The organism is Geomonas anaerohicana (genome assembly GCF_016458305.1).
In the GTDB taxonomy this organism is placed as follows: Bacteria; Desulfobacterota; Desulfuromonadia; order Geobacterales; family Geobacteraceae; genus Geomonas; species Geomonas anaerohicana.
Genome location: NZ_JAEMHL010000017.1, coordinates 20,084 through 42,435, shown reverse-complemented (window position 1 = coordinate 42,435; position 22,352 = coordinate 20,084). Strand labels below are relative to the sequence as shown.

The following is a 22,352-nucleotide window of genomic DNA, read 5'->3' as shown; positions in this document are numbered from 1 at the left end:
GGGGCATGAAAGACATATTCGTGATCGAGGCGTTGCGGACACCTTTTGGCTCCTTCGGCGGAGCGCTGTGCGACCTAGAGGCGCCGGCGCTGGCCGCCCCGGTGCTGCAGGCCCTCCTGGAGCGTAGCGGTGTCGCCCCGGACGCGGTGGACGAGGTGATCGCCGGCCAGGTCCTTTCCGGCGGCTGCGGCCAGGCACCGGCGCGCCAGGCGATGCGGCGGGCCGGGATCCCGGACAGCGCTCATGCCTTGACCATCAACAAGGTCTGCGGCAGCGGCTTGAAGGCGATCATGCTCGCCGCGGGAGCCATAGCCCTCGGCGACGCCGAAATCGTCCTGGCCGGCGGCATGGAGAGCATGTCCCAGGCTCCCTTCTTCCTGAAGAAGGCGCGCTACGGTTTCCGCATGGGGCACGGGCAACTGCTGGACCTCATGCTCTACGACGGCCTCCAGGACCCCTATTCGGGGCGGCACATGGGTGAGATCGCCGAGGAGGCGGTGAAGCGGCACGCGCTCGGGCGCGAGGCGCAGGACGAGTTCGCGCTGCGCTCGTACCGGCTGGCGCAGGAGGCGGTGAGCGAGGGGATCTTTGCCGACGAGATCGTGCCGCTCCTGAAAAAGGGGCGCCACGGCAAGGAAGTGGTCGAGGAAGACGAGGAACCCTATCGCTCCGACATCGCGCGCATGGCGGACTTGAGGCCTGCCTTTGGCCGGGAGGGGACCATCACCGCCGGCAACGCCTCCACCATCAACGACGGCGCCGCCTTTGCCCTGCTGGCCGGTGCGGAGGCGGTCGAGCGCCTTGGCCTTGCTCCCAAGGCCCGGATCATCGCCTACGCCACCAGCAGCATGCATCCCGACCACTACACCGATGCGCCGGTGGGCGCCATCAGGGCCGTCTGCGCCAGGGCCGGGCTGGAGTTGTCCCGGATCGACCTGTTCGAGATCAACGAAGCCTTCGCGGCGGTGCCCCTGATAGCCATCAGGGAGCTGAGGCTCGACGCCGCCAGGGTCAATGTCAACGGCGGCGCCTGTGCCATCGGCCATCCCATCGGCGCCAGCGGCGCGCGGCTGGTCGCCACCCTGGTGCGGGAGCTGGGAGTGCGCAAGAAGCGCTATGGCCTGGCCTCGCTCTGCATCGGCGGGGGCGAGGCGGTGGCAGCGATCTTTGAGAGGGTGTAGCGTACGCTTTGCCGCGCACGATGTTGATGAGGCGGCGCCAGCCCCCGACTTTCGCTTGACATATCCGGTCTAAGCGGCGAAACTCTCCCCCCGACGGACCGGCCGCTATGGCGGCTCCCGGGCCGGACATCCAGGCTGGAAAGGTAGTGTCGATGCAACTGAACACCATGGAAGATTTTCAAAGGGACATCTCGTACCGCCTGTTGAAGCTGCCCGACGGCACGGCGCTGCTCACCGCCACCATGAAGGATCGTTTCCACGACGTGCTCCTGGAGGTGCGGGTCGAGGTCGCCACCATGAAGATCATTTCGGCCCAGGCCGATTTCCGCAAGTCCCCCACCCCTGACTGCCGCAACGTCTCCGCCCGGATGGCGGCGCTGAACGGCTTCGTGATCGGGCGCGGCCTGCAGCGCAAGGTTTCCGAGGCGCTGGGCGGCTCCACCGGGTGCGGCAACATGCGCAACCTGCTTTTGGGGCTCCTGCCGCTGGCCCTGAACCTGGGCGCCGCCGCCGGTATCACCGACGAGGCCCAGATGCTCGACGCGATCCACGAGAAGCTGGTGGGCACCTGCGCCGGGTACGTCGCGCCCCCCGATAAGGGCAGAGGCCGGAGGCCACAATGACCATGCAATGGCACCATCTTCCCCTGGGCGCCGGCGACGATTCCGCCGCACGATTGACCGCTATTGCGGATGCCTTCACTGCGCTCTTTCGCTCGGCCGGCGGCCCCCGCACCATGGCTCTCTTCCGCAGACAAGCCGGTGAGGGGGGCATCGACCTCTACTTCACCCCCGAATGCGAGGTGCACGCCTGGCCCCTGCTGCAGGAATGCGGGGCGCCCCCCTGCGCCCCGCCGGCGCTCACGGGGCTGGAACTCCTGGTCGGGCACAACGAGATCACCTACTACCTCACCACGTGAGCCGCAGAAAGAGTTCCTTGCCTCCATCGACTGCCGCCTCGTGCAGGGCTTGGGGGAGGACGTAACTTGCTCCCCTGAATTCCCGGATGAACCTTGCTACGAAGGGTGACACGAGACGGTACGTTCCCCCCCTTTTACGAAGGGGGGACAGGGGGGATTTGCTTCGTGTCAGCCCAGTAATTCCCTCTCAATCTTTCTAAAGTACCCATCCCCCCGCCGCCTTGAAATGAAAACCCTCTCCTGTATAATGTGAAAGTTTTTTAACCATGATCATTAAAGGAGATTGCCATGGCAGACAGGCAGAAGACCATAGGCGTCCTGACCGGCGGCGGCGATGTGCCGGGGCTCAATCCCGCCTTGAAGACCCTGGTGGCGCGCGCCTCCGAAAGCGGGTATCGAGTGGTCGGCATCCGGCGCGGCTGGGGGGGGCTTTTGGCCTACAACCGCGACGACCCGGACACCTGGGACCACACCGTCATGCCGCTGGACCGGCACACGGTACGTACCGTCGACCGTTCCGGCGGGACCTTTTTGCACACCAGTCGCACCAACCCCGGCAAGGTGGCCGGCAGCGATGTCCCCATGTTCCTGCGCGGCGCCGAGTTCGACCCCGCCGCTGAGGGACATCACGATTTCACCTCGCACATCCTCGCCAACCTGGAGCACCTGGGCATCGACGTGCTGATACCGATCGGCGGCGACGACACCTTGAGCTACGCCGAACGTCTCAACCGCGAGGGGGTTCCCATCGTGGCCATACCGAAGACCATGGACAACGACGTCTTCGGCACCGATTACTGCATCGGTTTCTCCACGGCGGTCACGAGGAGCGTCAACTTCATCCACAACCTGCGCACCAGCGCCGGGTCGCACGAGCGGATCGCGGTGGTGGAGCTCTTCGGCAGGAACTCCGGGGAGACATCGCTCATCTCTGCGTACCTGGCGGGGGTGGATCGTGCCCTTATCTCCGAGGTCCCCTTCGACGTCGAAAAGCTTGCGCTGCTGCTGCAGGAGGATAAGAAATCCAACCGCAGCAACTACGCCATGGTGACCATTTCGGAAGGGGCGTCCATGGTGGGGGGGCAGATCGTCGAGTACGGGCAGGAGGACGCCTACGGGCATAAAAAACTCGGCGGCATCGGCGTGGTGGTGAGCGAGGCGGTGAAGCAGCTGACCGGTTCCCACATCATCTACCAGCAGCTCTCCTATCTCATGCGCAGCGGCGCCCCCGATTCGCTGGACCTCATGGTGGCCTACAACTACGCCAACATGACCATGGACCTGATCACCGAAGGGATGTCGGGGCGCATGGTCGCCATGCAGGGGGGGACCTACCGGCATATCCCGATCAGCACCATCATGCAGGGGGAGAAGCGGGTGGACGTGGCCGAACTCTACGATGCGGCCGAGTACCGCCCCAAGGTGCGCCACGTGCTGGGCAAGCCGATGTTCCTGTACTGACAGCGGGAGAGCCATGATCGAGATCGACGGCAGCATGGGGGAAGGGGGAGGGCAGGTCCTGCGCAGCGCCTTGAGCCTGTCCTGCCTGACCGGCCAGGCCTTCCACATCTACAACATCAGGAAGAACCGCTCCAAGTCCGGCCTGATGCGCCAGCACCTCATGGCGGTGCAGGCGGCGGCGCGCATCTCCTCGGCCAACGTCGCCGGAGACCGGCTCGGCTCCCCTGAGCTCAGCTTCCTTCCCGACCGCATCACCCCCGGAGAGTACAGCTTCGACATCGGCACCGCCGGCTCCGCCACCTTGGTGCTCCAGACCGTGATTCCCCCTCTGCTGGCCGCCCGCAAGGCGAGCAGGATCACGGTCATCGGCGGCACCCATGTCCCCTTCAGCCCTTCCTGGAACTACTTCGAGGAAATCTTCTGGCCCAGCATCGCCCGCCTCGGGGTCCGCGGCGAGACTGCTGCCCGCTCCTTCGGTTTCTATCCCAAGGGGGGAGGGCGGGTGGGGTGCACGGTGGAGCCGGCCGAGGTGCTGGCCCCGTACCTGGTCCGGGAGCGGGGGAGGCTGACCCGCCTGAGCATCGTCTCCGCCGTCGGCAACCTCCCCAGGGCCATCGCCGAACGGCAGCTCCATTCGGCACTCTCCACTCTCAAGGGACGGTTGGAACGGGGCCTGCCCATGGACATCGAAACGCGCGAGCTGACCATCTTCGGTCAGGGAACCTTCATTTTCATCAAGGGGGAGTACGAGCATGCCGTGGCCGGCTTCACCGCTCTGGGTGAGCGGGGCAAGCCCGCTGAAGCAGTCGGTGCCGAGGCTGCGCGCGAGTTACTCGAACACCACGAAAGCGGGGAACCGATCGATCCGCACCTGGCCGACCAGCTGGTGCTCTACCTGGCCCGCGCCTCGGCAGGCTCGCTCTTTCGCACCTCGCGCCTAACGAGCCACCTGGCCACCAACCTGCTGGTGGCCGGCTACTTCCTAGAGCTCGCCTGCCGCGTGGAAGGAAGCGAAGGGGGACCCGGCGCGGTGGTCATCACCCCCATCCCCGAATAAAAACTTTGCCGCAGGAGGGGACTGGCTCCGCCAGGTGCCTGTCCCCTTAGTGCTTGGACGCCGGCTAAGCTGAAAGGAGCGTTCCGCGAGAGGGACTGGCACCTGACGGAGCCAGCCCCTTCTGCAACCCTTCTGCTAGTACCTCTCGAATCCCGCCTGCAACAGGCTTTCCTCGTTGGCCACCATGTTCAAGTCGACCCCGTTCAGCTCGGCCACCGCGCTTGCCGAGCGGGTCAGCTTTTGCTGCCCCCGCTTCACGGTCGCGGAAGCCGGGGGGGCGGCACCCTTACGCGGCTGCCGCTGTTCCAGCGTGGCAGCCCCCACCTTGAAGAAGGCGATGGTGCCTTGCAACTGCTCGGCCTGCGAGGCGAGCTCTTCCGCGGTGGAGGCCATCTCCTCGGATGCGCTGGCGTTTTGCTGGATCACCTGGTCGAGCTGCTGGATGGCGCGGTTGATCTGCTCGGCGCCGGTATCCTGTTCCTTGCAGGCGGCGGAGATCTCCTGCACCAGTTCCGCGGTCTTGTGGATGTCGGGGACCAGCATCTCCAGCAGGGTCCCGGCGTGCTCCGCCACCTCGACCGACGTGAGGGAAAGGTCGCCGATCTCCCCGGCTGCCCGCTGGCTCCGTTCGGCGAGTTTTCTCACCTCGGAGGCGACCACGGCGAATCCCTTGCCGTGCTCTCCCGCCCGGGCCGCCTCGATGGCAGCATTCAGGGCCAGCAGGTTGGTCTGCCGTGCGATCTCCTCGATGATCGAGATCTTGGAAGCGATCTCCTTCATGGCCGCCACCGTCCGTGCCACCGCGTCGCCGCTCTCGCTGGCGTCGGTCGCCGATTTTACGGCGATCTTCTCCGTCTGCAGCGAATTGTCCGCATTTTGCCTGATGTTGGAGGTCATCTGCTCCATGGAGGCGCTGGCTTCTTCGGCGGAGGCCGCCTGCTCGCTTGCCCCCTGGGACATCTCCTCGGAGGTGGAACTGAGTGCCTGGCTTCCGGAGGTGACGTTGTCGGCCGCGATTTTCACATCGGAGACCACGCGGGTCAGGTTGCGCACCATGGCGGCGAGTGCCTGCATCAGCCCGTCATTGTCCGAGCGCTGCTTCACCTCGAGGAGCAGGTTGCCGTCGGCGATCTCCTTGGCGAGCTTGGTGGCGTCGTTATTGGCCTCGATCAGCAAGTTGAGGCTGTTGATGATGTCGTTGAAGTCGCCGTAATAGGTGTCGGTGATCTTGGCGGGGATGTCCCCCACCGAGATGCGGGCGAGGTGGCGCGAGGTGACGTCGATGGGCTGCACGAAGGCCTCGATCAGGCGGTTCTGTCCGGTAAGTAACTCGCCCCAGGCCCCCTGGAAGGACGCGGCGTCGGCGCGCACGCTGAGCTTCCCCTCCCTGATGGCCTTGATCAGCTCGTTCATCTCCAGGCTCAGTTTTCCGATGGTGGCGATCATGGTGGAGAGGTTGTTGCCCATCAGGTCCCGCGCCGATTTTGGGGTGACCTGGACCGAGAGGTCGCCGTGGGCAACGCGCTCGGCGGCGAGCGAGGCCTCCTTGATGTTGTCGGCCATGTTCTTGAAGGAACGCGCCAGGAGCGCGATCTCGTCCTTGCCCTCGGTGTCGATATCCACCTCGACGTCTCCGAGCGCGAGCTTGTCCGCGCAGGCCGAGAGGGCGCCCACCGGGCGGCTGATGCTGCGGGTGATGACGAAGCCGATCACCGCGCCGATGGCGATGGCCAAGAGGGCCAAGGAGATGGCGATGACGCGGGAGCGCGAGGAGAGGGCGGCGGCAGTGCCGTAACGCTCCTCGATCCCCTGCTCCTGGTACTGCACCAACTCCCTGAAGGCAGTGTCAATGGCCACACAGAGCGGCTCCGCTTCCTTTTCGAATACCGTTGCCGCCCGCGCGCTGTTTCCTGCCATGGCCAGTTCTATGGCCTGGTTGTTAGCCTTGCGTGCATTGTCGAGAGAGAGTTTGGCCTTGCCAATGAGTGCCTTCCCCTTCTCCGTCACCTCCAGTTTTTCCAGCTTATCCATGGCCGCCTTGTACTGCTGCCGGGCCTGCTCGATCTGCTTGTTTTCCTCGCGCCGTGCCGCCGGATCCGACGTGATCACCATAGATTTGATGCTGGAGACGATGGTTGAGACGTTGTCGGCGCTTTCGTTGGCCAGCTTTATCTTGGCGTAATCCTTCTTTACGATCGTTTCCAGCCCCTGGTCGATCTTGAGCATGCTGAAAACGCTGATGGCACCGATGACAAGGAGCAGTAACAGGATGATGCCGAACCCAACGCTGAGCCGTGTACCGATCTTCATGTCCTGAATCTTCATCTTCCCCCCCGGTTCATTTTAGTCGTGCTGCGGGCTGACAGGGTGGTCGGCTCTGCCTCGCAGCGACGTTATCTTTCCCATCGTCCTGTACATTCGCGAACTTGAACGTATACGAGAAAAAAAGTAGGGTACGATCGCCCCCGAATGAGGGAGGGGAGGAGGGGGTCTTGAAGGTGCCGTCGGTAAGGTGGTGAAGTAGCGCCGGAAATCTGGCCGGGATGGCGGGACGGCGTCCGCGGCGGGAAAAAACGAAGAGAATGCGCCTTATTTGCTTACGTGGCTCATTGCAGCAGGGAGGTCACCTGGTCGATCAGGGGGAGCTGGCTGGGGAGGATCTTCTCCCGCGCCTGCGGGACGGTGAACCAGGCGGCGCGGTCCACTTCGGGGAACTCTTTTTGCCGTCCCGAGCGGGGCGGCCATTCCATGGTGAAGCTGTTGCTGGTGAGAGTGGCGGGATCGCAGTCGCCGGCAAAGAACCATGCCTTGACCCGTTTGCCGCCGGCCTGCCTGATCTCTGACAGTTCCCGGAATTCCCCCTCCGGCGTCAGTCCCGTTTCCTCGCAGAATTCGCGCCGCGCCACCTCGAGCGGGTCCTCGCCAGAAAGGTATTCCCCCTTGGGTATCGACCATACCCCCAGGTCCTTCTTGGCCCACAAGGGGCCGCCGGGGTGCACCAGCAGGAACTCTAGCTCGCCGTTGACCAGGCGGTACATGATGAGCCCTGCGCTTTGTTTGGGCATGGGCTAGAGCGCCTGGCCGCGCGGCAGTTGCCACCCCTTGACGATGGCGGTGCAGCGGATGGCGATCACGGTCAGGGCGGAGACGGTGAGGTTGATCTGGGAGGGGACGCTGGTCTGGTGCAGGAAGAAGAACAGGGCTCCCCCTACCACGCAGGCCGAGGCGTAGATCTCGCGCTGCAGTATGAGCGGGATCTCGTTGGAGAGGAGGTCGCGCACCAGCCCTCCGCAGGTGGCGGTCATCACCCCCATGATGATGGCGCCCATGAGCCCCAGGTTGAACTGGAGCGCCTTTGACGTACCGATCACCAGGAAGGTCCCCAGCCCCAGGGCGTCCAGAAGGAGCATGGCGCGGTTCATGCGCTCGAAGCTCCTGGGGGTCAGAAAGACCACCACCGAGGCGGCCACGGCGAGGTAGAGGTAGAGCTCGTTTTTGAAGCAGAAGGGCGGGGTGTCGTTCAAAAGGACGTCGCGGATGACGCCTCCGCCGGTGGCGGTGACGATCCCCAGCACGATGATGCCCAGGAGGTCCATGCCGCGGCGCACGCCGGCGAGCGCTCCCGAGGCGGCGAAGGCGACGGTGCCCAGGAGGTCGAGGGCATAGATGATGGCTTGCTGGTCCATGAAAAGATCGGTTCCTCTGCTGCGGGATCGGGCGAGTCGGCTACTCCTCGAACTCGTCGTGGTTCTCCCCCGGGGCCCGGTAATCCTCGACATCGTGCCAGAAACGCTGCTGCAGCTCCTTCATGAGCGGTTCGAGGGTCTTGCGATCGGAGGCGCTGATGGTGATGGCGCCGTACTTGCGGGTCAACTGCCGCACCTTCATGAAAGCGAGGGGATCGCTCTTCTTCAGGTCCGGGAGCAGGTCCATCTTGTTGAACACCAAAAGGGTCGGCTTCTGGGACAATTCCAGCTCGGCCAGGATGGTGTTGACCTGGTTGATGTGCTCCTCCAGGCGCGGGTGGCCGCAATCGACCAGGTGCACCAGGAGGTCCGCGTCCTTCAACTCCTCCAGGGTCGCCTTGAAGGCCCCCATGAGCGACTTGGGGAGGCTCCTGATGAAGCCGACGGTGTCGGTGATGATCACCTCGCGGTCCAGGGGGAAGCGCAGCCGCCGGGACGAGGTGTCCAGCGTGGCGAAGAGGAGGTCCTCGGTGAACACCTCGCTCTTGGTCATGGTGTTCAAGAGGGTGGACTTGCCGGCGTTGGTATAGCCAACGATGGAGATGATGGGGATGCCCGCCTTGATCCGTTTCTGGCGGCGCTGGTAGCGGCCGTTGGAGAGTTCCTTCAGCTCGCGCTCCAGGTGCGCGATGCGGTCGCGGATGCGGCGCCGGTCGACTTCGAGCTTGGTCTCGCCGGGGCCGCGCCCGCCGATACCCCCCATGAGCCGCGACATCTGCACGCCGCGACCTGAGAGACGGGGCATCAGGTACTTCAGCTGGGCCAGCTCCACCTGCACCTTGCCGTCCTGGGTGGTGGCGCGCCGGGCGAAGATGTCCAGGATCAGCTGGCTGCGGTCGATGACCTTCAGTTCGGTCAATTCCGATATGGAGCGGACCTGGGCCGGCGAAAGTTCCTGGTCGAAGACCAGCATGGTGGCCCCGTACTGCAGCGCCTTGATCACCACCTCGCGGATCTTCCCCTCGCCCAGAAGGTAGCGCGGGTTGAACTCCTTGGGGCGCTGGATCACGGTATCCAGTACACCGACGCCGGCCGTGCGGGCCAGTTCCTTAAGTTCCTCGATGGAGTCGACCGCCTCTTCCATGGGGCGCTGGGTCACCGAGATCAGGATGCCGCGCTCCTGGCCGCTGGCGACCACCTTCCCTTCCTTCAACCCGCGCTCCATGGTCTGTTCCAGGGTCTCCACGAATCCTTTGAATTCGAGGTCGTACTTCTGGAAGGGGACCGAGGGTTCCACTTGGTAGGGGAGGTGCCCCCCGTCGGGCGGGACCAGCGCGGCGGTCTGGATCGAGAAGCGGTCCGGATTCTGGGTGAGCTGCAGGGCTGCGATCAGGTCCAGGCGCAAAAGCGACAGGTCGGTCAGGTCGTCGTCGGAGAGCACTTCGCCCTTGAGGTGGGTGTGCACCAGGCGCACGCCGCGCAAGAGCCTCTTGCCCAGCGGGTAATCGTCGAGGGCCGGGATCATGATGCCGCGCTCGTCGCCCACCACCACGTAGGCGATCTCGCCGATGCGGGAGACCAGGATGCCGATCTGGCGGCGGATCTCCAGCGAGATGTCGGCCAGCTCGCGGGCGAGTTCCAGGGAGATGACCTCCGTGGGTTTCACGCGGCGGCGGTACAGCCTTTCCAGCCTGTTTACCTGGCTCGATTTCAGCCCTGTCAGGTTACCGTGCAATCCTTTGATGGCGCGCCTCCGCTACAGCCCGATGATGTTGTAGCCGCAGTCCACGAAGTGGATCTCGCCGGTGACGCCGCTGGCAAGAGGGCTGGCGAGGTAGAGGGCGGCGTTACCGACCTCCTCCTGCGAGATGTTGCGCCTAAGCGGCGCCTTGTCGGCGACGTGACCGGCGATCTGGCCGAAGCCGCCGATACCGGCGGAAGCAAGGGTCCGCAGCGGTCCCGCCGAGATGGCGTTGACCCGGGTCCCCTCCGGTCCCATCGCCTCGGCCAGGTAGCGCACGCTTGCCTCCAGCGCCGCCTTGGCCACCCCCATGACGTTGTAGCTCGGGAACACTTTCTGGGCGCCGTAGTAGGTCATGGCGATCACGCTGCCGTCGCGCCCCTGCATGAGCGGCGCGGCCTCCCGCGCCATGGCGATCAGCGAGTAGGCGCTGATGTCCAGTGCGGTGGCAAACCCCTCGCGGGTGGTGTTCAGGAAGGAGCCCTTCAACTCCTCCTTGTTGGCGAAGGCGACCGAGTGCACCAGGATGTCCAGGCCGCCCCACGCCTCGCGCACGTCCGAGAACAGGCGCGCGATCTCCTCGTCGCTTCTCACGTCGCAGGGGAGCACCAGGTTGCAGCCGATGCTCTCGGCCAGCGGCATCACCCTCTTGGCGACCGCCTCGCCGGCGTAGGCGAGGGCCACTTCGGCCCCCTCGCGATGAAACGCCTCGGCCGTGGCCCAGGCGATGCTTTTATCGTTAGCAACTCCGAAAATAAGTGCTTTTTTACCTTCCAGTAAACCCATGAACTCTCCTTGGCGTCGGCTGCGGCAGATTAATCGTCTTTACTCTGCCGGCAGACACGTAGCGGCACATAATAATGAAAAAAGCGGGGGTTGGCAAGGGATATGACAGCTTTTTAAGGCGGGGAGGAGGTAGGAAAACCCTCCCCCGAGAAGGACGGGGGAGGGGGGGATGCAAAGAGCTGGGGCCCGAAGCCGACGGGCTACTCCGAAGGGTCGAGCGGACGGGAAGGCTCCTCGGGAGGCGACAACGGGCGCTCCTGGAGCAGGCGCTCCATGTTCTTCAGGCGCTGGTCCATCTCCTCCAGCATCGCTGCGGAGCGGTCCACGCGCCCCTTGATGTTGAAGATAACGAAGGGAAGGATGAACCAGATCACGACCAGGAAGAAGCCGATGATGCTCATCATCATCATGAACCCGCCGAAGATTTCCATAATGCCTCCGTCTAGGAAGGTCTGGTGGTGCATTGCGACTGCTCCAGGGCTCTGGCCAGTTGGTCGGGGCAGGAGGTGTCGCCCTGGCAGGCGATCCCCTTCAGGCGCCTGATGGCTTCGCCGACCTCCATGCCGCGCACCAGGGCCGCCACCGCCTGGGTGTTGCCGGCACAGCCGTCCACGAACTTGGTGGCGACGATGACGCCGTCCTCGATCTCTATCTCGATGCGGGAGGCGCAGCTCCCGGATGTGTTGTAGCTTACCTTCATCGTGTTGCCTCTCCTTTTCCAGCAGTAAAGTATATGCGCACAAATCCCCTGCGCCAGCTTCCGGCTCACGTACGACAGCGGCTGCGAATTTTTCGCACCGGGCCATATACCCTGAAGTCGGGGGAAATGTCAATCGGTGAGAGTGAGTGCCTGGGCTATGGTGAGCCGCTCCGGTCCCGGGAAGGACTGCAGGTACAGCGCGTTGATGGTGGCGAGCATCATGTTCAGCCGCTCTAGGTCGATGACGGCGCTGCCGGGGATGCTGGGAAGCCCCTGGAAGTTTTCCGGGCAGAAGTCGATGGTGCGTTCCCCCTCGCGCAAAAGCAATAGCGGCAGCCCATGGGTGCGGCAGATGATGGGGCGGGCCTGGTAGAGCAGGCAGAGCCCGTCGTGAAGCAGCGGACAGGGGGAGCCCTCATGCGCCTCACGCGCCTTGGCGCGCACCAGCTCGGCCTGGTCGGCCGGGAGCTCTGCGAGCGCTTTTTTGAGGGCGGCGGCTTCTACGGCGAAGATGGATAGATGGCGGCAGCAGGCGTCACAGCCTGCATGGCAGGTGATGTGGTCGCTGAAGGTTTCCGAGGTGCGCCGGCAGATCTCGTCGATGCGCTCCAAAAGGGCGAGGTAATTTTCCAATCCGGTCATGCTTACTCTGTGCCGCGCAGGGTCTTGCTGAACTCTTCCATGAGTTGCTTGTTCAGGTAGAAATAGGGTTTCTCGATGGTGCCGCTGAAGCCGAAGTTCCGGTAATTGATCATGACCGGGTCGTCGGTGCGGCCGCTGGACACGTACCCCTTGGCGGCTGGGTCTATCTCGAGCAGGCGCTTCATAGCCTCCTGCCCTCCCATGCCCCCGGGGATGTTCAGGTCCAGGATGACGGCGGCGAAGGCGTCGCCGGCCTGGTACCGCTCGCGGTAGATCTCCACGGCCTGGGCGCCGTCGTTGGCGAAGTCGACCTCGAAACCGTAGCGCTTCAAGGTCTCGCCCGCTACAAACCGGACCATCTCGTCGTCATCCATCACCAGAACTTTGGCCGGCCTTTGGTTCTCATTTCCCATAACAAGTTACCCTAGTTACACGGTTGTTAAGCTGCAGAAGACGTGCTATTAATCTATAGCCGGTATGTCCGTGCCTGGCAAGTGACTTTTTTACTAACGAAATCAAATGCGTTCAAGGAGAACTGCAATGGCCAAGGTGAAATCGCCGGTCACGGCTGCCATCCGGGTACTGCGGCAGGCGGGAGTTACCTTCGGCGAGCACCCCTACCACTACGAGGAGAAGGGCGGCACCGCCGTTTCGGCACGGGAGTTGGGCGTCGACGAGCACAGCGTCATCAAGACCCTGATCATGGAGGACGACACCCGCGCGCCGCTGGTGGTGCTGATGCACGGTGACCTCCAGGTTTCCACCAAGGAGTTGGCGCGCGCCATCGGCGTCAAGAGCGTCGCCCCCTGCACCCCCGACACCGCCAACCGGCACTCTGGCTACATGGTGGGGGGGACCTCCCCCTTCGGCACCAGGAAACAGATGCCGGTCTACATCGAGGAGAGCATCCTGGCACTGCCGCTCATCTACATCAACGGCGGCAGCCGCGGCTTCCTGGTCTCGCTGCCTCCCTCCGAGCTGCAACGGGTGCTGAAGCCGATCCCTGTCAAGGTGGGGATCTAGGCGTGGCGGCCGATCTCGCCCCGGTTTTCAGGGCCGCGGCCGAGGCGGTCGCGGGCGCGCAGGCGCTGGTGGTTACCGCCGGCGCCGGCATGGGGGTCGACTCCGGCCTCCCCGATTTCCGCGGCGACACCGGCTTCTGGCGCGCCTACCCCCTCTATCAGCGTCTCGGCATCAGCTTCGTCGACGCCGCCAACCCTGAACATTTCGAGCACGATCCCGCCTTCGGCTGGGGCTTTTACGGCCACCGTACCAACCTCTACCGCGCCACCGTTCCCCATCCCGGCTTCGGCCTCCTGCTCGACTGGGCCGCCCGCTTTGGTCTCGATACGTTCGTGGCCACCTCCAACGTGGACGGGCAGTTCCAGAAAGCAGGTTTTGCGGAGCAGGGCGTCCTCGAGTTCCACGGCTCCATCCACCACCTGCAGTGCACCGGCCCCTGCTGCGACCGGATTTGGGACAACCGTGAACAGTTTCGCATCGACGAGGACACCATGCGCGCCGACCACGTCCCGCTTTGTTCCCGCTGTGGTAGGGCGGCGCGTCCCAACATCCTCATGTTCGGGGACTACGCCTGGATCGGCGAGCGCACCGCAAGGCAGCAGGAGCGCTTCCGGCAGTTCCTGTCCCGCCAGTCCGGCAGACGCATCGTCGTGGTCGAGATGGGGGCCGGTACGGCCATTCCGACCGTGCGCGCCGCCAGCGAGCGCATCGGCGCCCTCTCCGGCGCGCGCGTCATCCGCATCAACCCGCGCGAGCCGCAGATCCGCGCCCCGCACCTCTCCCTTCCCTGCGGCGCCCTGGAGGGGCTGAGCGGCATAGAACGGATGCTGCGGCTCACCGAGGCGTAGACCTCTCGCTTCCATACTCTCCCTCCCCCGGAGGGGGAGGGCAGGGGAGGGGGAAGCCCGCCAACGCTGCCCCCCCTCCCGACCTCCCCCCTCCAGGGGGAAGAGCCTGGTTCTGAACAGCATCCACCATTTCGTTTTGTCCCTTCCGACACCCTCCTTTTCCGTATACGCCCGCCACAAAAAACCCTTGCGTTTTAAATTCTTAGTTGTTAGTATGCACATTTTTTAGGCAGATAAGGAAGTCATCACATATGCAAAAGACGGTGGCCATCGGCTCCCTTACCTTGAAGAATCGGGTATTTCTGGCCCCCATGGCCGGCATCACCAACCTCCCCATGCGCATCATCGCCCGCGACGGCGGGGCCTCGCTCACCTTCACCGAGATGGTGAGCGTCAACGGCCTGACCAGGGAGGGACGCAAGAGTTTCGATCTCCTGAAGACCACCCCGGAGGATCGTCCCATCGGCATGCAGCTTTTCGGGGACGAGCCGGAGATGCTGGCCGAGGCGGCGCGGCTGGTCGAGGGATACGGCGAACTGATCGACATCAACATGGGCTGCCCGGTGAAAAAGGTGGTCGGCACCGGGGCCGGCAGCGCGCTGATGAAGGAGCCGGCCAAGGTGGCGCGCATCATCCGCTGCGTGCGCAAGGCGACCGCGCTTCCCTTCACCGTCAAGATCCGCACCGGCTGGGTCTGCGGCGACGACACCTTCCTCGAGGTGGGGCGGATCGCGCAGGAAGAAGGATGCGACGCAATAACGCTGCACCCCAGGAGCCGGGCCCAGATGTTCGAGGGGAAAGCGAACTGGTCCAAGCTGGCTGAGTTGAAGAGCGCGCTCAAGATCCCGGTGATCGGCAGCGGTGACCTCTTCACGGCGGACGACGTCGTCCGCATGTTCCGCGAAACCGGCTGTGACGCGGTGATGGTGGCCCGCGGCGCGATGGGGAATCCCTGGCTGTTCCGGGAGGCGCTCGCCCTTATGGCGGGCGAGGTCCCGGCAGCGCCGACGGTGGCGGAACGGCTTGCGGTTGCCCGCAGGCACTTCGAGCTCTTCAGCGAGTTCGAGGGGGGCAGAGTGGCCCTGATGGAGATGCGCAAGCATCTTGCCTGGTACTCCAAGGGGCTTCCGGGAGCGGCGCAGTTTCGGGCCGCGGTGAACCGGATCGAACACGCTGCCGAGCTGGTCGGGGCAATGGAGGAGTTCTTTAATGGCTGACCGCCTGGAGAATTATTACGCGAACGTGGTCGACAGCGTGGGTGACGGCGTCATCGTGCTGGACAACACCGGAGCCGTGACGCTGGTGAACCCGGCAGCCGAAGAGCTGGCCGGCGTGTCGAGGCGTCAGGCGCTGGGGCATCTTTTCAGCGAGATCTTCAAGGACGACCGTGCCCTGAACGAGCTGGTGGCGAAGACCGTCAGCACCGGGATGTCGGTCTCCGACCACGAGAATATCGTGCTCAAGCGGGGGAGCCGCATCACCCCGGTGGGGACCAGCACCTCGCCCCTTTTGAGTTCGAGCGGCGAGCGCATCGGCACCATCGTACTGCTGCGTGATCTCACCAACGTGCGTGAGCTCGAGAGCGCTGTGCGCCAGGCGGACCGCCTTTCCTCGTTGGGGGCGCTCGCCGCAGGCCTCGCCCACGAGATCAAGAACCCGTTGGGCGGCATCAAGGGAGCGGCACAGCTGCTGGAGATGGAGTTTCCCGACAACGAGGATCTTCGGGAATACGTGCGGGTCATGCTGAAGGAAGTGCAGCGGGTCAACGTCATCGTCGAGGAGCTCCTGGGGCTCGCCTCGCCGGGGCGCCTAAAGCTTGGCAAGGTGAACCTGCACCGGGTCCTCTCCGACATCGTCCTGTTGCAGAAGAACGCCTGCGAGGGGAAAGAGGTCTACCTGCAGCAGTACTTCGACCCCAGCATCCCCCCGATACTCGCCGACGAGGCGCTCTTGACCCAGCTGTTCCTGAACCTGATCAAGAACGCCATGGAGGCAGTCGGGACCGGCGGTGTGGTCAAGGTGACCAGCCGGGTGCTGGCCGATTACGCTATGACGCAAAAGGGTGAGCGGCGTGCCCGCATGGTCGCCATCGACATCTCCGACAATGGTCCCGGTATCCCGGAGGACGTGTTGGAGAACATGTTCACCCCGTTTTTCACCACCAAGTCCCAGGGCACGGGGCTGGGGCTGGCCATCTGCCAGAAGATCGTGTCCGAGCATCGCGGCATGATCCGCGTCGATTCCAACCCCTCCCGTGGCACCGTCTTCACCGTCATGCTGCCGCTGGTGCAATAACTTACAGCTGTTCAACGTTCTACGTTCAAGGTTCGATCGCGCCGCTCATGTGGCGCCGTCATCCTGACCTGACCTGCAGCGTGGCAAGTCAAGGCGTAGAGTCCAATGGCGGATGACCGCATCGAACGTTGAACGTTGAACCTTGAACGGTTTTTTAGGAGCATTTATGTCAATCAACAACATTCTCGTGGCGGATGACGAAGAGAGCATGCGCTGGGTCCTTTCCAAGGCCCTCAAGAAAAAAGGATTCAACGTCGAGTTGGCCAAGGACGGCAACGAGGCGCTCAAGCTCATCAAGGAGAACGTCTACGACCTGGCGCTTTTGGACATCAAGATGCCCGGCGTCACCGGACTGGAACTGCTGGATCGGGTCAAAGAGGAGCGTGCCGACCTGATGGTGGTGATCATGACCGCCGAGGCGAGCATGAAAAACGCCGTCGAGGCGATGAAGCGCGGCGCCTACGACTACCTGACCAAGCCTTTCGACCTGGGCGTCATCGACGCGGTGGTGGAGAAGGTGAGCCGGGCGCGCGAGATGACCTCGCAGGTGTCGCTGCTCAAAGAGGAACTGGCGGACCGCTACCAGCTCGAGAAGACCATCATCGGCAACTCTCCCGCCATGCGTGAGGTCTACAAAACCATCGGCAAGGTGGCCCCCTCTGACGTCACCGTCCTGGTGCAGGGTGAGTCGGGCACGGGCAAGGAGTTGATCGCCCGCGCCATCCACTACAACTCCAAGCGTCTGGGCAAGCCGTTCATCCCGCTCAACTGCGCCGCCATTCCCAAGGAACTCCTGGAGAGCGAGCTGTTCGGCTTCGAGAAGGGCGCCTTCACCGGCGCCACCGAGAGGAAGCTGGGTAAGTTCGAGCAGGCCAACGGCGGCACCATCTTCCTGGACGAGATCGGCGACATGCCCATCGACCTGCAGGCGAAGATCCTCAGGGTGCTGCAGGAGCGCGAGATCACCAGGACCGGCGGCAACCAGAGCATCCCCGTCGACGTCAGGGTGGTGGCAGCCACCAACCAGGACCTGGAGGAGTCCGTCCGCAACAAGCAGTTCCGCGAGGACCTCTACTACCGCCTCAACGTGATCCCGATCCAGTTGGTGCCGCTGCGCGACCGCAAGGAGGACATCCCGCTGCTGGTGCAGTATTTCCTGGGCAAGATCTGCGCCGAGCTCGAAGTGCCGCAAAAGCGGACTTCCGCCGACGCCGTGAAGCTCCTCTCCAACTACAACTGGCCCGGCAACATCCGTGAACTGGAGAACACCATCAAGAGGGCGGTGATCCTTTCGCCCGATCCGCTTCTGGTCGCCTCCGATTTCCCTGGTCTGCGGAGCCGCCCGAGCGAAGGGAAGGGTGAGGAACTGTCGCTGGAAGGGATTGTCGATCTGAAGCTGCGCGGCTGCTTCTCCAACATGGAGAAGATGGAGAGCGGCGACGTGCACGCCATGGTGCTGGAGCAGGTCGAGCGTCCGCTGATCCGTTTCGTCCTGGAGAAGACCCGCGGCAACCAGGTGCGCGCCGCAGACATCCTGGGCATCAACCGCAACACCCTGAGGAAGAAGATCACCGAGCTGGGGATCGAACTGCGCAAGGAATAGAAAAATCAGGTTAAGGTTGATGTTGAGGTCGAGAACATCTTAACCCCACTCTTAACCTCAACCTTAGCCTCGACCTCAGTTTCTCAACCTTAACCTTAGCCTCAACCTGCTTTTAGGAGGTGTTATGACCCTGCTGGAAAGGTTTTTCCTGGACAAAGAGAGTGCACAACTGGTGGTGGTCGACGTGCAGGACAAGCTCTGCCGCGCCATGGACGAGAAGGTGCTGGGGAAGCTGACCAACAACATCTCCATCCTGCTCGATGCGGCAACCGAACTGGGCATCCCGGCGCTCGCCACGGAGCAGTACGTCAAGGGCCTCGGCGAGACCGTGCCCGCCCTGAAGGAAAAGCTCTGCACGCCCAGCCTGGAGAAGATGACCTTCAGCTGCTGCGGCGGGGAAGGTTTCCTCGATACCCTGGAGAAAAACGGCAGGCGCCAGGTGATCCTGACCGGCATGGAGACCCACGTCTGCGTGCTGCAGACCGCCCTGGAGCTGCTGTCGCGCGGTTACGTGGTGCACCTGGTGGTCGATGCGGTGATGAGCCGCAAGAAGCACAACTGGGAGATCGCGCTGCAGACCATGACCCAGGCCGGCGCGGTGATGACTTCCACCGAGTCGGTGCTGTTCCAGCTGCTGCGCGTCGCCGGCACCGAGGAGTTCAAGAAGCTTTCTAAGCTCGTGAGGTAGGTGACAGGGTACTGACGTAGCGGTCAATCCGTTCCCGGTCCTCATCTGAGATGCCGATGAACTGGATGCCGAAGCCTTCCGGGAGCGTCCCTTTCCTGCGGGTCTTGCTGGTGTTGAGCCAGGCGATGCGCCCCTTGGTCTGGATGATGGCCGTTGCCGGCTCTGGAAGCGCGAAGAGCAGCTCCAGTTCGGTCCCTTGTTCCAGCTCCATGTCGGCGGCGAGGTAGAGGCCGTTTTGGCTCAAGTTGACGCTAAAGCCCGAAAGGGTGAGTCCGAAGGCACGGAATTTAACGTTGAAGCGGCAACTTCCCCTCCGGTCGCGCCGGTCCACGGCGGGCAGGAGTTTGCGGGCCGCGTCGAGGAAAATCGCGCGATCCAGAGGTTTGAAGAGCAAGTCGTCGCAGCCCGCTTCCAGGCAGAGCCGGCGATCGGCCTCCTTCCCTTCAGAGGTGACCATGATCACCGGGCTGGAGAGATGGGGGTCTTTTTTTATGGCGCGGCAGCAATCGGCGCCGTCCATGACCGGCATATGCAGGTCCATGATCACCAGGTCCGGGTGCTGTTCCCGGCAGATTGTCAGCGCCTCCTCCCCGTTGCGGGCGGTAAAGATAGCCACCGCGGAGAGGGAGAGGAAATCCTTTTCCAGTTCCAGAAACATGCTCACGTCATCGACCAGCAGGACCTTGTGCGCCACGTGTACTCCGTTCGGTGTTATCAAGTGTTGAAGGTGAAAGTTCTCTGCCCCCGAAGCGCCTCCCGCATCTCACGTCCTCCCCTTGTAAAAGGGGAGACAGAGGGGATTTGCTTGTAAAAAAAGGGGGCGAAACATGTCTCGCCCCCCCGGTTTGCTTTCCGATTAGCCTTTCGCCAGCGTCTTGGCGATCACGTCATGGTTCAGCCAGAACACCGGCGCCTGTGGGTTCCACGAGCTGTTGAACATGAGGCTGCCGACGCCCTGGAACACGGCGCGTGAGAGCACCGCGCAGACGATGTCCTTCTGGTCCGCGTTCATGCTGATCAGCTCCGCGGAGGTGTTCAGCATGTACTCCTGCTGCTCCGGCTTGTTGTGCTGCGGCCAGCTGTCGAAGTCGCGCGTGCTGGTGATGAGCTCGGAGGTGAGGTAGGTGTTGGCGATCTTAAGGAGGTCGTCGACCGTGGTCCCTTCGCGCAGCAGCGCCTGGCACTCGTTGACGACCGACTCCACGCCCTCGGTGCGCAGGGCGCCCATGAGGGGGTAGAGGGAGTTCTCGACGCCCAGGAAGAGCGCGCTGGAGTTGGTGAGGATCTCGGGGCAGTTGTACACGGTCGCCTTGATCCCTTTCTCCCAGGCCTCGATGGCGATGTCTTCCAGGCGGATCTTCGCCCACCCCTGCAGGTACGGGGTGTAGGACTGCCAGGTGATGACGCCGTTGATCAGCACGCCGGTGCCGTGGTAGCCGTAGGCCGCGTAATGAGTGTCGTGCTTCTCCCTGAGGCCCGCGGTTGCGTCGATCAGGTAGCGGAAGGTGTCCGCGGTGACCTCGTTGAAGCTCGCGTCGCACAGTTTGCCCATGTCGGAGGTCCAAAAGGCCTCGGAGGAGAGGAAGCGGTCGCCCTGACCCTTGAACAGTTTGTTCAGGATCGGCATGAAGACGCGGGCGCGCGGGATGCCGCCGGCCATGGTGTGGACCACGAGCAGCTTGCTGCCGGCCGGGATCATCTGCTCCAGTTCGGCCACCACGGCCGCAAGGTTCTTGCAGAAGCGCTCGGTGCCGCGCTGTTTGGAGTACTCGACCTCTGCCGGGTCCAGCTTGACCGAAGCCCAGTCATCCGGCTTGACGCCTTTGAAACGGTCCACCGGAGCGATGCCGTCCTTGCCGGGCTCCATGTCGAACCCTGCCTCCAGCGGGATGTTGATGATCTTGCCGCCCAGCCCCGCCTCGGCGGTGGTCAGCTCCTCCTCGTTGAGCGGGCGCAGCGTGCCGTCCGCATCGCGCCTCCCCACGGTGGCGCCGATGATGGTCATCCCCTTGGCCCTGGCCTCGTCCACGATGCCGTTGGCGTAGCCGCGGCCGAACAGTTCGCCGCAGAGAAACAGTACGTCCCCTTCCTTATATCCGGCGGTAGCCGGCACTTCCGTCATTGCATGGTATCTGCTCATCTACGTTCCTTTCTATTGTTGTTTGCTCCTCCCCCCGGAGGGGGGAGGTGGGGTGGGGGGAACGCTTGAGAGGCAACCGCGCCCCCTCCCTAGCCCTCCCCCTCCAGGGGAGGGAACTCTATTGGTTACGGTTTAATATTCTTCCCTGTTGCTGAGGTTCTCGAACCGGGTGAACTCGCCCCTGAAGGCGAGGTCGACGGTGCCGATGGGACCGCTTCTGTGCTTGCCGATGATGACCTCCGCCTTCCCCTTGAGGTCCTCGTTCTCCTTGTCGTACACCTCGCCGCGGTAGACGAACATGATGATGTCGGCGTCCTGCTCGATCGCCCCGGATTCGCGCAAGTCGCTCATCATCGGGCGCTTGTCGGTTCTCTGCTCCAGGCTTCGGTTCAACTGTGACAGGGCGATCACCGGGATGCTCAGTTCCTTGGCCAGCGCCTTCAGCGAGCGCGAGATCTCAGAGATCTCCTGCTGGCGCGATTCGCTGTTGGCGCCGCCGCGCATGAGCTGGAGGTAGTCGATGACGATGATGCCAATGTCGTGCTCGGCCTTGAGGCGCCTCGCCTTGGAGCGGAGTTCCATCACGGTGATGGAGGGGGTGTCGTCGATGAAGATCTTGGAGTTGTGCAAAAGCCCGGCGCCCTTGATCAGCTTGGGCCAGTCGTTTTCCTGCAGGTGCCCCGAGCGCAGGCGGGTGAGGTCGACCCGCGAGGCGGAGCAGAGAAGCCTCTCCACCAGCTGCTCCTTGGGCATCTCCAGCGAGAAGATGGCAGCCGGGAACTTTTTGTCCGAATCGACCGCCGCGTACTGGGCGACGTTCAGTGCGAAGGTGGTCTTACCCATCGCCGGACGTCCCGCGATGATGACCAGGTCGCCGGCATGAAAGCCCGCGGTCAGCTTGTCGAGGTCGTTGTAGCCCGTGGGGACGCCGGTCACCAGCTCCTTCTTCTCGTAGAGGAGCTCGATGTTCTTGATGGTGTCCTTGAGGATGTCGCTGACCTTGTAGTACGACGGGCGCAGCTTGTTTTCCGAAATCTCGAAGATCACCTTCTGCGCGGAATCGAGCAGTTCCTCGACCTCCACCTTGTCCTCGAAACCGTTGCTGACGATGTCGGTGGCGGCGGAGATGAGCTTCCTGGTGATGTACTTCTCCTTCACGATCTTGCAGTAGTAGGAGATGTTCGCCGCCATGGGGACGAAGTCCACCAGGGTAGCCAGGTAGGCGCCGCCACCCACCTCTTCCAGCTCACCCTTCTTGCGCAGGATGGTGGTCATGGTGATCAGGTCGCAGGGCTCGCCGCGCTCGTTCAGTTCGATCATGGCGCGCATGATCTTTCTGTGGCTCTCCCGGTACATTTCTTCCGGTGAAAGGACCTCAAGCACCCGGTTGATCGCTTCGTTGTCGACCAGGATCCCTCCCAGGATCGACATCTCCGCTTCGATGCTCTGCGGCGGCAGTTTTCTCATGTCCGCTTGGTTCATGCGTTCCTCAAAAACAAAAAGCAGCGCCTGGGCGCGGCTGCACATACGGGTTTGACTGAAGCGTCGAATAGTACCTGTTACCGGCGCCGGGGTCAACAAA

Annotated in this window: 23 protein-coding genes; 11 read left to right on the top strand and 12 right to left on the bottom strand. The window is 63.4% G+C overall.

Annotated features, from left to right (window positions below):
* Positions 1–5 precede the first annotated feature (5 nt).
* The 5 genes from JFN91_RS20170 (at position 6) to rtcA (ending at position 4,618) form a co-directional block, all read left to right on the top strand.
* Complete coding sequence (locus JFN91_RS20170; protein ID WP_199390945.1) at positions 6–1,181, top strand: thiolase family protein; 1,176 nt, start codon at positions 6–8, stop codon at positions 1,179–1,181.
* A 152-nt stretch (positions 1,182–1,333) separates the two neighbouring features.
* Entirely contained in the window at positions 1,334–1,804 is a 471-nt protein-coding gene (locus JFN91_RS20165) for a DUF2889 domain-containing protein (protein WP_199390944.1), read from the top strand.
* A complete protein-coding gene (locus tag JFN91_RS20160) occupies positions 1,801–2,100 on the top strand; it encodes a hypothetical protein (RefSeq protein ID WP_236015281.1) in 300 nt (99 codons plus the stop codon). Before JFN91_RS20165 ends, JFN91_RS20160 begins: the two co-directional genes overlap by 4 nt.
* 288 nt (positions 2,101–2,388) lie before the next feature.
* Positions 2,389–3,561 carry a 6-phosphofructokinase gene (locus JFN91_RS20155; protein ID WP_199390943.1) on the top strand — a complete coding sequence of 391 codons (1,173 nt, stop codon included), beginning with the start codon at positions 2,389–2,391 and terminating at the stop codon, positions 3,559–3,561.
* Positions 3,562–3,574: 13 nt separating this feature from the next.
* Entirely contained in the window at positions 3,575–4,618 is a 1,044-nt protein-coding gene (gene rtcA / locus JFN91_RS20150) for an RNA 3'-terminal phosphate cyclase (protein ID WP_199390942.1), read from the top strand.
* A gap of 135 nt (positions 4,619–4,753) precedes the next feature.
* On the opposite strand, the gene JFN91_RS20145 is transcribed toward rtcA, so the two are convergent.
* The 9 genes from JFN91_RS20145 to JFN91_RS20105 all read right to left on the bottom strand — a co-directional run bounded on the left by JFN91_RS20145 (position 4,754) and on the right by JFN91_RS20105 (position 12,586).
* Positions 4,754–6,943 carry a HAMP domain-containing methyl-accepting chemotaxis protein gene (locus tag JFN91_RS20145; RefSeq protein WP_199390941.1) on the bottom strand — a complete coding sequence of 730 codons (2,190 nt, stop codon included), beginning with the start codon at positions 6,941–6,943 and terminating at the stop codon, positions 4,754–4,756.
* 281 nt (positions 6,944–7,224) lie between these two features.
* Positions 7,225–7,683 carry an NUDIX domain-containing protein gene (locus JFN91_RS20140; RefSeq protein WP_199390940.1) on the bottom strand — a complete coding sequence of 153 codons (459 nt, stop codon included), beginning with the start codon at positions 7,681–7,683 and terminating at the stop codon, positions 7,225–7,227.
* Between the two features lie 3 nt (positions 7,684–7,686).
* Positions 7,687–8,304 (bottom strand): trimeric intracellular cation channel family protein, encoded by a 618-nt coding sequence (locus tag JFN91_RS20135; RefSeq protein ID WP_199390939.1) that lies wholly within the window; start codon positions 8,302–8,304, stop codon positions 7,687–7,689.
* 40 nt (positions 8,305–8,344) lie between these two features.
* Positions 8,345–10,018: a GTPase HflX gene (gene hflX, locus JFN91_RS20130; RefSeq protein WP_199390957.1), complete on the bottom strand. Its 1,674-nt coding sequence runs from the start codon at positions 10,016–10,018 to the stop codon at positions 8,345–8,347.
* A gap of 42 nt (positions 10,019–10,060) precedes the next feature.
* On the bottom strand, positions 10,061–10,831 hold the full coding sequence (locus tag JFN91_RS20125) for an enoyl-ACP reductase FabI (RefSeq protein ID WP_199390938.1): 771 nt from the start codon (positions 10,829–10,831) through the stop codon (positions 10,061–10,063).
* 200 nt (positions 10,832–11,031) lie between these two features.
* The gene (locus JFN91_RS20120; RefSeq protein WP_199390937.1) at positions 11,032–11,262 is read right to left on the bottom strand and encodes a hypothetical protein; all 231 of its coding nucleotides are present in this window, start codon (positions 11,260–11,262) and stop codon (positions 11,032–11,034) included.
* 11 nt (positions 11,263–11,273) lie between these two features.
* Complete coding sequence (locus JFN91_RS20115) at positions 11,274–11,531, bottom strand: TIGR03905 family TSCPD domain-containing protein (protein ID WP_183348614.1); 258 nt, start codon at positions 11,529–11,531, stop codon at positions 11,274–11,276.
* A 129-nt stretch (positions 11,532–11,660) separates the two neighbouring features.
* Positions 11,661–12,173, bottom strand: coding sequence for a YkgJ family cysteine cluster protein (locus JFN91_RS20110; protein WP_199390936.1), 513 nt, complete (start codon positions 12,171–12,173; stop codon positions 11,661–11,663).
* Between the two features lie 2 nt (positions 12,174–12,175).
* Complete coding sequence (locus tag JFN91_RS20105) at positions 12,176–12,586, bottom strand: response regulator (RefSeq protein WP_199390935.1); 411 nt, start codon at positions 12,584–12,586, stop codon at positions 12,176–12,178.
* A gap of 127 nt (positions 12,587–12,713) precedes the next feature.
* Between JFN91_RS20105 and ybaK the strand changes: the two genes are divergently transcribed.
* From ybaK to JFN91_RS20075, 6 genes are all read left to right on the top strand, one after another.
* A complete protein-coding gene (ybaK, locus tag JFN91_RS20100; RefSeq protein ID WP_199390934.1) occupies positions 12,714–13,196 on the top strand; it encodes a Cys-tRNA(Pro) deacylase in 483 nt (160 codons plus the stop codon).
* Between the two features lie 2 nt (positions 13,197–13,198).
* Positions 13,199–14,044, top strand: a complete 846-nt coding sequence (locus tag JFN91_RS20095) for an SIR2 family NAD-dependent protein deacylase (protein ID WP_328747722.1) — start codon at positions 13,199–13,201, stop codon at positions 14,042–14,044.
* 251 nt (positions 14,045–14,295) lie between these two features.
* On the top strand, positions 14,296–15,261 hold the full coding sequence (dusB, locus tag JFN91_RS20090) for a tRNA dihydrouridine synthase DusB (protein WP_199390933.1): 966 nt from the start codon (positions 14,296–14,298) through the stop codon (positions 15,259–15,261).
* On the top strand, positions 15,254–16,339 hold the full coding sequence (locus JFN91_RS20085) for a two-component system sensor histidine kinase NtrB (RefSeq protein WP_199390932.1): 1,086 nt from the start codon (positions 15,254–15,256) through the stop codon (positions 16,337–16,339). Before dusB ends, JFN91_RS20085 begins: the two co-directional genes overlap by 8 nt.
* 166 nt (positions 16,340–16,505) lie before the next feature.
* Positions 16,506–17,942, top strand: coding sequence for a sigma-54-dependent transcriptional regulator (locus tag JFN91_RS20080; RefSeq protein WP_199390931.1), 1,437 nt, complete (start codon positions 16,506–16,508; stop codon positions 17,940–17,942).
* Between the two features lie 124 nt (positions 17,943–18,066).
* Complete coding sequence (locus tag JFN91_RS20075; protein WP_199390930.1) at positions 18,067–18,630, top strand: hydrolase; 564 nt, start codon at positions 18,067–18,069, stop codon at positions 18,628–18,630.
* Here JFN91_RS20075 and JFN91_RS20070 read toward each other — a convergent pair.
* From JFN91_RS20070 to dnaB, 3 genes are all read right to left on the bottom strand, one after another.
* Positions 18,614–19,324, bottom strand: a complete 711-nt coding sequence (locus JFN91_RS20070) for a response regulator (RefSeq protein ID WP_199390929.1) — start codon at positions 19,322–19,324, stop codon at positions 18,614–18,616. The genes JFN91_RS20075 and JFN91_RS20070 overlap by 17 nt on opposite strands.
* A gap of 162 nt (positions 19,325–19,486) precedes the next feature.
* On the bottom strand, positions 19,487–20,770 hold the full coding sequence (locus JFN91_RS20065) for an enoyl ACP reductase FabMG family protein (RefSeq protein ID WP_199390928.1): 1,284 nt from the start codon (positions 20,768–20,770) through the stop codon (positions 19,487–19,489).
* 132 nt (positions 20,771–20,902) lie between these two features.
* Positions 20,903–22,252, bottom strand: a complete 1,350-nt coding sequence (dnaB, locus tag JFN91_RS20060) for a replicative DNA helicase (RefSeq protein WP_199390927.1) — start codon at positions 22,250–22,252, stop codon at positions 20,903–20,905.
* Between the last annotated feature and the right edge of the window lie 100 nt (positions 22,253–22,352).

Excerpts from the sequence above, each read along its gene's own strand:
- JFN91_RS20160 (WP_236015281.1), top strand. The coding sequence starts at position 1,801 with ATGACCATGCAATGGCACCATCTTCCCCTGGGCGCCGGCGACGATTCC.
- JFN91_RS20125 (WP_199390938.1), bottom strand. The coding sequence starts at position 10,831 with ATGGGTTTACTGGAAGGTAAAAAAGCACTTATTTTCGGAGTTGCTAAC.
- JFN91_RS20120 (WP_199390937.1), bottom strand. The coding sequence starts at position 11,262 with ATGGAAATCTTCGGCGGGTTCATGATGATGATGAGCATCATCGGCTTC.
- JFN91_RS20140 (WP_199390940.1), bottom strand. The coding sequence starts at position 7,683 with ATGCCCAAACAAAGCGCAGGGCTCATCATGTACCGCCTGGTCAACGGC.
- ybaK (WP_199390934.1), top strand. The coding sequence starts at position 12,714 with ATGGCCAAGGTGAAATCGCCGGTCACGGCTGCCATCCGGGTACTGCGG.
- JFN91_RS20105 (WP_199390935.1), bottom strand. The coding sequence starts at position 12,586 with ATGGGAAATGAGAACCAAAGGCCGGCCAAAGTTCTGGTGATGGATGAC.
- JFN91_RS20170 (WP_199390945.1), top strand. The coding sequence starts at position 6 with ATGAAAGACATATTCGTGATCGAGGCGTTGCGGACACCTTTTGGCTCC.
- JFN91_RS20135 (WP_199390939.1), bottom strand. The coding sequence starts at position 8,304 with ATGGACCAGCAAGCCATCATCTATGCCCTCGACCTCCTGGGCACCGTC.
- JFN91_RS20110 (WP_199390936.1), bottom strand. The coding sequence starts at position 12,173 with ATGACCGGATTGGAAAATTACCTCGCCCTTTTGGAGCGCATCGACGAG.
- dnaB (WP_199390927.1), bottom strand. The coding sequence starts at position 22,252 with ATGAACCAAGCGGACATGAGAAAACTGCCGCCGCAGAGCATCGAAGCG.
- JFN91_RS20085 (WP_199390932.1), top strand. The coding sequence starts at position 15,254 with ATGGCTGACCGCCTGGAGAATTATTACGCGAACGTGGTCGACAGCGTG.
- JFN91_RS20075 (WP_199390930.1), top strand. The coding sequence starts at position 18,067 with ATGACCCTGCTGGAAAGGTTTTTCCTGGACAAAGAGAGTGCACAACTG.
- JFN91_RS20080 (WP_199390931.1), top strand. The coding sequence starts at position 16,506 with ATGTCAATCAACAACATTCTCGTGGCGGATGACGAAGAGAGCATGCGC.
- JFN91_RS20165 (WP_199390944.1), top strand. The coding sequence starts at position 1,334 with ATGCAACTGAACACCATGGAAGATTTTCAAAGGGACATCTCGTACCGC.
- JFN91_RS20115 (WP_183348614.1), bottom strand. The coding sequence starts at position 11,531 with ATGAAGGTAAGCTACAACACATCCGGGAGCTGCGCCTCCCGCATCGAG.
- rtcA (WP_199390942.1), top strand. The coding sequence starts at position 3,575 with ATGATCGAGATCGACGGCAGCATGGGGGAAGGGGGAGGGCAGGTCCTG.
- JFN91_RS20065 (WP_199390928.1), bottom strand. The coding sequence starts at position 20,770 with ATGAGCAGATACCATGCAATGACGGAAGTGCCGGCTACCGCCGGATAT.
- JFN91_RS20145 (WP_199390941.1), bottom strand. The coding sequence starts at position 6,943 with ATGAAGATTCAGGACATGAAGATCGGTACACGGCTCAGCGTTGGGTTC.
- JFN91_RS20155 (WP_199390943.1), top strand. The coding sequence starts at position 2,389 with ATGGCAGACAGGCAGAAGACCATAGGCGTCCTGACCGGCGGCGGCGAT.
- dusB (WP_199390933.1), top strand. The coding sequence starts at position 14,296 with ATGCAAAAGACGGTGGCCATCGGCTCCCTTACCTTGAAGAATCGGGTA.